The sequence below is a fragment of the Micromonospora rosaria genome, from assembly GCF_001567585.1.
Classification (GTDB): domain Bacteria; phylum Actinomycetota; class Actinomycetes; order Mycobacteriales; family Micromonosporaceae; genus Micromonospora; species Micromonospora rosaria.
Genome location: NZ_LRQV01000209.1, coordinates 1 through 7,938, shown reverse-complemented (window position 1 = coordinate 7,938; position 7,938 = coordinate 1). Strand labels below are relative to the sequence as shown.

The 7,938-nt window shown below is 73.5% G+C and carries 8 protein-coding genes; 1 reads left to right on the top strand and 7 read right to left on the bottom strand.

Going from position 1 to position 7,938, the window contains the following annotated elements; translation table 11 throughout:
- On the bottom strand, positions 1-370 hold a 370-nt coding region (locus AWW66_RS30420), incomplete at its 3' end, for a MarR family transcriptional regulator (protein WP_067373748.1).
- 102 nt (positions 371-472) lie between these two features.
- On the opposite strand from AWW66_RS30420, the gene AWW66_RS30415 reads away from it, so the two are divergent.
- Positions 473-1,606, top strand: a complete 1,134-nt coding sequence (locus AWW66_RS30415) for a PP2C family protein-serine/threonine phosphatase (protein WP_067373745.1) — start codon at positions 473-475, stop codon at positions 1,604-1,606.
- 46 nt (positions 1,607-1,652) lie between these two features.
- Here the strand turns inward: AWW66_RS30415 and AWW66_RS30410 are convergent, their stop codons facing one another.
- The 6 genes from AWW66_RS30410 to AWW66_RS30385 form a co-directional block, all read right to left on the bottom strand.
- Positions 1,653-3,137, bottom strand: a complete 1,485-nt coding sequence (locus tag AWW66_RS30410; protein ID WP_067373742.1) for a sugar transferase — start codon at positions 3,135-3,137, stop codon at positions 1,653-1,655.
- A gap of 222 nt (positions 3,138-3,359) precedes the next feature.
- A complete protein-coding gene (locus AWW66_RS30405) occupies positions 3,360-5,102 on the bottom strand; it encodes a substrate-binding domain-containing protein (protein ID WP_067373738.1) in 1,743 nt (580 codons plus the stop codon).
- 233 nt (positions 5,103-5,335) lie between these two features.
- Positions 5,336-6,373, bottom strand: a complete 1,038-nt coding sequence (locus tag AWW66_RS30400) for a lactonase family protein (RefSeq protein WP_067373735.1) — start codon at positions 6,371-6,373, stop codon at positions 5,336-5,338.
- Positions 6,374-6,500: 127 nt separating this feature from the next.
- Positions 6,501-7,097 carry a GTP-binding protein gene (locus tag AWW66_RS30395; protein ID WP_067373732.1) on the bottom strand — a complete coding sequence of 199 codons (597 nt, stop codon included), beginning with the start codon at positions 7,095-7,097 and terminating at the stop codon, positions 6,501-6,503.
- Complete coding sequence (locus AWW66_RS30390; protein WP_067373727.1) at positions 7,078-7,467, bottom strand: DUF742 domain-containing protein; 390 nt, start codon at positions 7,465-7,467, stop codon at positions 7,078-7,080. The genes AWW66_RS30395 and AWW66_RS30390 overlap by 20 nt, the downstream gene beginning before the upstream one ends.
- Entirely contained in the window at positions 7,457-7,882 is a 426-nt protein-coding gene (locus AWW66_RS30385) for a roadblock/LC7 domain-containing protein (protein ID WP_067373723.1), read from the bottom strand. The genes AWW66_RS30390 and AWW66_RS30385 overlap by 11 nt, the downstream gene beginning before the upstream one ends.
- Positions 7,883-7,938 lie beyond the last annotated feature (56 nt).

Sequence of the window (7,938 nt, the reverse complement as noted above, 5' to 3'; positions counted from 1 at the left end):
GCAGCGCCTGCCGCCCGGCGGCACTCATCCCGGCCAGCACCTCGGTCAGCCGCTGCCGGCGGTCCGCCTGCAACTCGGCCAGCAGGCGACGTGCCTCCGGGGTCAGGTGCAGCGAGATCTCCCGCCGGTCGACCCGGCCCGGCTCGCGCTCCAGCATGCCGGCGGCCTCCAGCCGGTCGCAGAGCCGGCTGGCCGACGACAGGAGCATGTTCAGCTCGGCCGCGAGCCGGCGGAGGTTGATCCCGTCGTGCCGGTCCACCACCATCACGGCCCGCAACTGCGCGCTGGACAGCTGGTGGGTGGTCCGTTCCCGGGCCGTCTCCCAGACAGCCAGCAGGGTGCCCGCCGCGTCGTCCAACGCGGCAGCCATACTCGCTTCTGGTCCGATCGGACCATGCTGCTGTTCGGCCATGGTGCGCACGAGGTTACCCCGCCGCCCCTGGTCAACGGCCAACTGAGAAGGACTGAGACCATGAGCGCAGCGGAGGAGCGGGCCCGCCGGAGCCTGATCGAGGCCCCGGCCGACCTGCTCGTCGACCGGCTCTCCGAGGAGCTGACCCGGTCGTACGGGATCACCTCGGTGGAGCTGTTCCAGGTCGACTACCGCCTGGCCGAGCTGCTGCCGCTGGGCGAGGAGGAGACGGGGATCACCAGCCCCGGGCACCCGGCCTGGCGCTGCTTCGACCACCAGGAGCCGGTGCTGGCGGACGGGGTCGGCTGGTTCCCGGTCGGCATGCGCGGGGAACGCCGGGGGGTGCTGCGGCTGGCCCCGGTCCCCGAGGACCCGGCCCTCGTCGCCGAGCTGGCCGGCATCGCCACCGCCCTCGGGCACGAGGTGACGGCCGTCTCGGCGGGCACCGACATCTACCGGGCGGCCCGCCGCAGCCGCCGGCTCACCCTCGCCGCCGAGATGCAGTGGGACCTGCTGCCGGCCCGCAGCCGGGTCCGCCCCTCGTTCAGCCTGGCCGGGCAGTTGGAGCCGGCGTACGCGGTCCGGGGCGACAGCTTCGACTGGTCCGACGACGGGCACCGGGTCTGGCTATCGACCATCAACGGCGGCGGGGAGGGGGTCGCCGCCTCGCTGCTCACCTCGCTGGCCACCCACGCGCTGCGCAACGCCCGCCGGGGCGGGCTCGCCCTGGCCGACCAGGCCGCCCTGGCCGACCAGGCGGTGTACGCGCTGCACCGGGGCGAGCAGCACCTCTCCGCCCTGCTGCTGGAGCTGGACCTGCGCTCCGGGGTGCTGACCGCCGTCGACGCCGGCTCCCCCCGGCTGGTGCTGCTGCGTGCCGGCGAGGTCCACGACTGGCCGCTGGAGAAGCAGTTCCCGCTCGGCATGTTCGAGGGTACGGACTACCGGGAGCAGCACTTCGAGCTGCGCCGGGGCGACCGGCTCTTCGTGGTCAGCGACGGGGTGGTCGAGGCCGTCGGCCAGCAGACCCGCTACGGCGACGCGGCGCTGGACCGGTTCCTGCGCCGGACCGTCCCGCTGGCGCCGCTGGACGCCGTCCGGTCCCTGATCGGGGACCTGCGGGCGTTCGTCGCCGGGGACCTGGTCGACGACGCCGTGGTGGTCTGCCTGGACTGGACCGGCCCCGACTCCTGACCGCCCGGGGCGGGCCCACCGGCGCGCCGGCCCACCCCGGCGGGGGTCAGTAGGCGCCGCGTCCGTTGAGCACCGCGCCGACCGTCTTCCACAGGATGGTCAGGTCGGCGGCGAGCGACCAGTTCTCCACGTAGTAGAGGTCGAGCCGGATGCCGTCCTCCCAGCTCAGGTCGGACCGCCCGCTGACCTGCCAGAGGCCGGTCATGCCGGGCTTGACCAGCAGCCGCCGGGCGACGTCGCCGTCGTACCGGGCCACCTCGCAGGGCAGCGGCGGCCGGGGGCCGACCAGGCTCATCTGGCCGAACAACACGTTGACGAGCTGGGGCAGCTCGTCCAGGGACCACTTGCGCAGCAGCCGGCCGATCCGGGTCACCCGGGGGTCGTCGCGCATCTTGAACAGCAGCCCGTCGGTCTCGTTGCGGGCGGCCAGCTCGGCCAGCAGCGCGTCGGCGTTCACCACCATGGTGCGGAACTTGTACACGCCGAACTCCCGGCCGCCCTGGCCGACCCGGACCTGCCGGAACAGCACCGGCCCCCGGCTGTTCAGCTTGATCGCCAGCGCGATCACCAGCAGCAGCGGCAGGAGCAGCAGCAGGGCGACCACGGCGGCGGCCCGGTCGACGAAGCCCTTGACGAGCTTGCGGGCCCCCCGGAACTCCGGTGCCTCGACGTGGATCAGCGGCAGGCCGGCGACCGGACGGGTGTGGATCCGGGGGCCCGCGACGTCGGTGAGCGCGGGCGCGAGCACCAGGTCGACGCCGGTACCCTCCAGTTGCCAGCCGAGCCGGCGCAGCCGGGTCGCGGTCAGCTCGCCGGAGGCGGTGACCGCGACGGTGTCCGCGCCGATCGCGGTGGCCGCCTCCGGGATCCCCCGGAACGACCCGACCACCGGCACGTCGCCGAGCCGCTGCGCGACCGGGGCCAGCAGCGCGTCCGGGATGCAGGCGCCGACCACGTGGTACCCGGCGTACGGCTCGCGGCGGAGGGTGTGCACCAGTTCCAGCACGTGTGCGGTGTCCCCGACCACCAGCACCCGGCGGGACCAGCCGGCCCCCCGGATCCGCGCCCGGTGCAGCCGCTTGCGGGCCGCGAAGCGGGCCAGTTCCAGCCCCACGATGCCGAGGGCGAACGAGATGGCCAGGAAGCCCCGGGAGACACCCAGGTCGAAGACGTACCCGAGGATGGCGATCGTGCCGGCCAGCCGGAGGCTCGCGCTGCTGACCCGGCGGTACTCGTCCGCGCCGTACCCGATCACCCGGTCGTCGTAGCAGCGCATCGCCTTGAGCGAGACCAGCCAGCCCAGCACCAGGCCGGGCGCGACCAGGACGTACGGGATCTCCGAGCCGCGCGGTTCGGCGTCACCGAAGCGGGCCAGGTACGCCGCGAGCACGGCGAGCGCCACGACGGCGGTGTCCAGCACCACCAGCCCCTGGACGTACGCCCGCTGGTCGGCGCGGGCCACCGGGGCGGACGGGTCGGCGCCCGGCCGCGTCGACGTGCTCCCAGGGGTCAACAGGGTCGCCGTGGCCACCGGCCCTCCCACATCGCTCGGTGCTGGCTCCGGCGACTGCTGCCGGTCCATGGTGGACCCGTGCCGGAGGCACTCCGACATCGTGCCCTGCCAATGATGCTCGCCGATCACTTCCGACGCATTACCGTCAGTTTCCCCCCGGTCGACGGAATCGGCACGGGACGGCCGTACCGGTGCGTCGGTACGCCGGGCCGGTGGGATCTCCATGGTCGGGGGAGGCGCTCAGCGGGGTGCGGTCGGACGCAGGGCGATGGCCTTCAGGAAGATCTCGCCGATCTTGGTGGGATCCTCGGTGACGAAGGCGCCGCCGCCGGTGACCTTGGTGATCGACTCCAGCTCCGTCCGGCTCACCTCGCTGCCGATGCCGATGATGACCACCTGGATCGGGCGCTCCGGGTCGGCGATCCGCTTCAGCTCCGACAGCAGCCGCGCCTGCGAGATCCCGTTCGCGTCCTCGTTCTTGCCGTCGGTGAAGAGCACCACCGAGTTGACCCGGCCCGGCTCCCAGCCCTCCTGCACCGCCCGGTACGCGGCGAGCACCGTGTCGTACAGCCCGGTGTCGCCGTTCGACGGCCGGACGGTGCCCAGCCCCTGCTCCAGCCGCCCGCGCTGGGTGGACAGCGGACCGATCTCGACGACCTCGTTCCAGTCCCGGTCACCGACCAGGTTGGTGGAGAAGGTCCACAGCCCGATCGACCAGGAGTCGTCGAACAGCCCCAGGCCCCGCCGCGCCGCCTCCACCGTGACCTGCGCCCGGGTGGCGTTGTTGGCGCTCGGGACCTCCCGCTTCATGGAGCCGGAGACGTCGATGACGCAGAGCATCCGGCCGGACTGGGTGGCGATCGACCAGCCGGTGACCGCGTTCTCGATCGCCGCCGGGTCCAGCCCACCCGCGGCGCCGCCGCCGGCCGGTGGCCCGCCGTCGCCGCCCCCGGCCGGGCTCGGCGCCCCCACCGGGGGCTCGAACCCGTCGCCCCAGTTGCCGTCCGGGCCGCGCAGGGCCCGCGTCGCCAGCTTGTTGCGGAAGTCGGCCGTGGTGAGCACCTCGAACAACACCCGCGCGGCGGACGCCTTGGCCGGCTCGATGCCGGGCAGCACCGCGTACGGGTAGTCCAGCGGCATCGGCGCCGGCTCCAGGTAGATCGCGGCCAGCGGCACCGGCGGCTGCTCCCGGTTGTACGCCATCACGTCCTCCTCGGAGAGGGCGGCGGCGGCGAGGCCGCTGGCGATGGTCGCCGGGTCGTTGGCGCGCGGGAAGCGCGCGAGCAGGTCGTTCCGCAGCGCCGAACGGCCGGTGGCCAGCGCCCGCAGCGCGCCGGTGGTGGCCGACTTGGCGTCCTCCCCGGCGCCGCTGGCGGCGGCCGTCAGGGAGAGCAGCCCGGAGAGCCCGGCGGCGTCCCGGGTCGGCTCGACGATCCCGGTGCGCAACGGCTTGCTGCTGGTCACCTGACCCAGCAGGTCCGACCAGGTGAGCTTCTTCTCCGGCCAACCGAGCCGGGTGGAGGCGACCGGCTCCGGCACGGCGAGGACCACCGGGCTGCGCGCGATGGAGGCGTTATTGTCCGGGGCGAACGCGGTGGCCCCACCGTTGCGCAGCAGCAGCAACCAGGTGGAGGAGTCGGGTACCCAGACGTCCGGGGCGACCGCGGTGCCGCTGGCCTGGCCGATCCCGGCCAGGGTGGCCCCGTGCTTGCCGGCGACCACCGCCGCCACGTCGGCCGGGTCGGAGGCGGAGACCTTGACGTCGATGCAGGTGCCACCGACGGCGGCGCCGTCGGTCATCCACTGGGACGCGGCCTCCTCCACGGCCGGCGCGAGCTCCGGGGCCGCCGCCACCGCGAGTTCCACCCGTCCCGAGCAGCCGGGCTGGGCGAGCTGTTGGTAACCGAACCACGCACCGGTCACGACGACGACAAGCGCCGTCGCGGAAGCGACGGCGCCTGCTCCGCGGAACCCTGTTCGCATGCGATGGCGGCCTGACACGAGACCAATCTTGCGGATCAGGGCTCCCGACTGCCATGTCCGTTCGGACGAAAGTTACTCAGGAGAAATAGTTGACCTCTATTTATCTACGCAGCGTAACCGCAGTGCGCCGTGGTGTCGCCGGGTTCCCCGCCCTCGTTCGACCGGCCCGTTCGACTGGCCCGTTCGACGGGCCGTTCGCCCGTGAGGTGGCCGTCCGACGGGCCGTCCGCCCGTCAGGGCAGGACGCAACTGGGGCTCGCCACCGGCACCGGTTCGCCGACGGCGGCCGGCACCCCGGTCGTCGCGTCCACCCGGAACACCCGGACCATGTCCGCGCGCTGGTCGGCGACGTACAGATGCTCGCCGACGCGGGCGAAGTGCCGGGGCCACTCGCCGCCGGTGTCCACCTCGGCCACGAGCTGCGGCAGCTCCGGCTCCAGCGCGAAGACCGCGATCGTGCCCACTCCCCGGTTGGCGACGTAGAGGAAACGACCGTCCGGGCCGACCGCGATCTCCGACGGCTGCACGTGCCCCGGCCGTTCGCTGGCGTCCACGCGCCCCCGCTGGTGCAGCGCGCCGTCGATGGTCAGGTCGTACGCGGTCACCGTGGCGTCCAGCTCGCCGACCAGGTAACAGCGCCGCCCGTCGGGGTGACGGGCCAGGTGCCGGGGGCCGGAGCCGGGCGTGGTGCGTACCCGGGGGGCGCGGGGCACCAGGCGACCCGAGGCGGCGTCCAGGTCGTACCGGTAGACCGAGTCGGTGCCCAGGTCCACGGCGAGCAGCGGCCCGGGGCCCGACGTCGGGGAGACCATGTGCGCGTGCGCGTGTTCCTGCCGCTCCGGGTCCGGCCCGTGCCCCTCGTGCCGGACCAGGTCGCTGCGGGTACCGGGCACCCCCTCGTCGTCCAGCGGGAAGACCGCCACGCTCCCCCCGCCGTAGTTGGCGACGAGCAGGTGACCACCGTCCGGGGTGACCGCGACGTGACACGGCTCGGCGCCGCCCGTCTGCCGGGTCACCAGCGCGGTCAGGTCACCGTCCGGGCCGACGGTGAAGGCGCTGACCGTCCCCTCGGTCAGCTCGTTCACCGCGTACAGCACCGGCCGGTCGGGGTGCCGGGCGAGGAACGACGGCGACGGGGTGACCGCCACGGTGCCCAGCGGGGTCAGCTCACCGGTCGTCGGGTCACGGCGGGCGGCCACGATGCCGGTGGCCTGCCCGCCACCCTCGGCCGTGTAGCCACCGACGTGGACGATCGAGTCCCGTTCCGTCACCAGATCCACCTTCCGCCGGAGCCACTGTCGATCAAACCACTGGGTGCCCGGTACGGCGGCCGATCAGTCCACGTTCCGGCGATTTTCCCGCCCGGTCCGCCGGAGAGCAGCGGGACCGGGCGCTGCCTCAGGCCACCGGGACCGGCTCGCCCCGCTGCCGGGCCACGTGCTCGACCAGGGAGATCAGCACCAGCTTGGCGGACTGCCGGTCCCGGGCGTCGCAGAGCAGCATCGGCACGTCGTCGTCGAGGTCGAGCGCCTGCCGGACCGAGTCCAGGCTGAACCGGCGGGACCCGTCGAAGCAGTTCACGCCGACCACGAACGGGATGCCCCGCTGCTCGAAGTAGTCGATCGACGGGAAGCAGTCGGCCAGCCGCCGGGTGTCGGCGAGCACCACCGCGCCGAGCGCCCCGAAGGCCAGCTCGTCCCAGAGGAACCAGAACCGGTCCTGGCCGGGGGTGCCGAACAGGTACACCTGGAGGTCCTCGTTGATGGTGATCCGGCCGAAGTCCATCGCCACCGTCGTGGTGGACTTCCCCTCCACCCCGGAGAGGTCGTCGGTGCCGATGCCGGCCCCGGTCAGCACCTCCTCGGTCTGCAACGGTCGGACCTCGCTCAACGCGCTCACCAGCGTCGTCTTGCCGGCCCCGAACCCGCCGGCGATCAGGATCTTCAGGGCCAACGGCACCCGCGGCCCGCCCCGATCAGAGCGCACGAAGTCCACTGACCACCGCCTTGAGGATGTTGTCGTCGGGAAGGAACGGACCGCGCGGCGGCTCGTGCACCGACACGAGCCCACCGGCGAGCAGGTCGCCGAGGAGCACCCGGACCACGCCCAACGCGAGGTCCAGCCGCGCCGCCAGCTCCGCCACCGGGACCGGACGCCGGGCCAGCTCGACCAGCCGCCGGTGTTCCGGATGCAGTCGCGGATGGCCGTCGAGGTCCGCGGCGGGATCGGCGAGCACGAACGCCACCAGGTCGAACCCCTCGACCGCCGGCCGCACCCGGCCGCCGGTGAGAGTGTACGGGCGCACGACCGGGCCGGCGTCGGCGTCCAGCCACTCGTGCTGCGTGTCGGGGTACTCAGCCCGCATCGTCGGTCCCCGACGCCTGCCTGGCCGGCGCGCTGAGGTTCTCGCCCACCCGGGTCACCAGCATCGCCATCTCGTACGCGACCAGGCCGATGTCCGCGTCGGCGTCGCTGACCACGGCGAGGCAGGCGCCCTGCCCGGCGGCCGTGACGAACAGGTACGCCGACTCCATCTCCACCACCGTCTGCCGGACCGGCCCGGCGGCGAGGTGCCGGCTCGCGCCCTTGGCCAGGCTGGAGAAGCCGGAGGCCATGGCGCACAGGTGCTCGGCGTCGGTGCGGTCGAGGTCGGTGGTGGAGCCGAGCAGCAGCCCGTCCGCCGACAGCACCACCGCCTGGCGGGCGGCCGGCACCCGTTCGACCAGCTCGTCGAGGAGCCAGTCCAGATCAGCGCTCTGCTTCGTCGTCGGTTGCACCACTAGGGCGTGTGTCGAAGTCGGTGGTGGCGCCTGAAATGGTGTGACCGTTCGGCGTG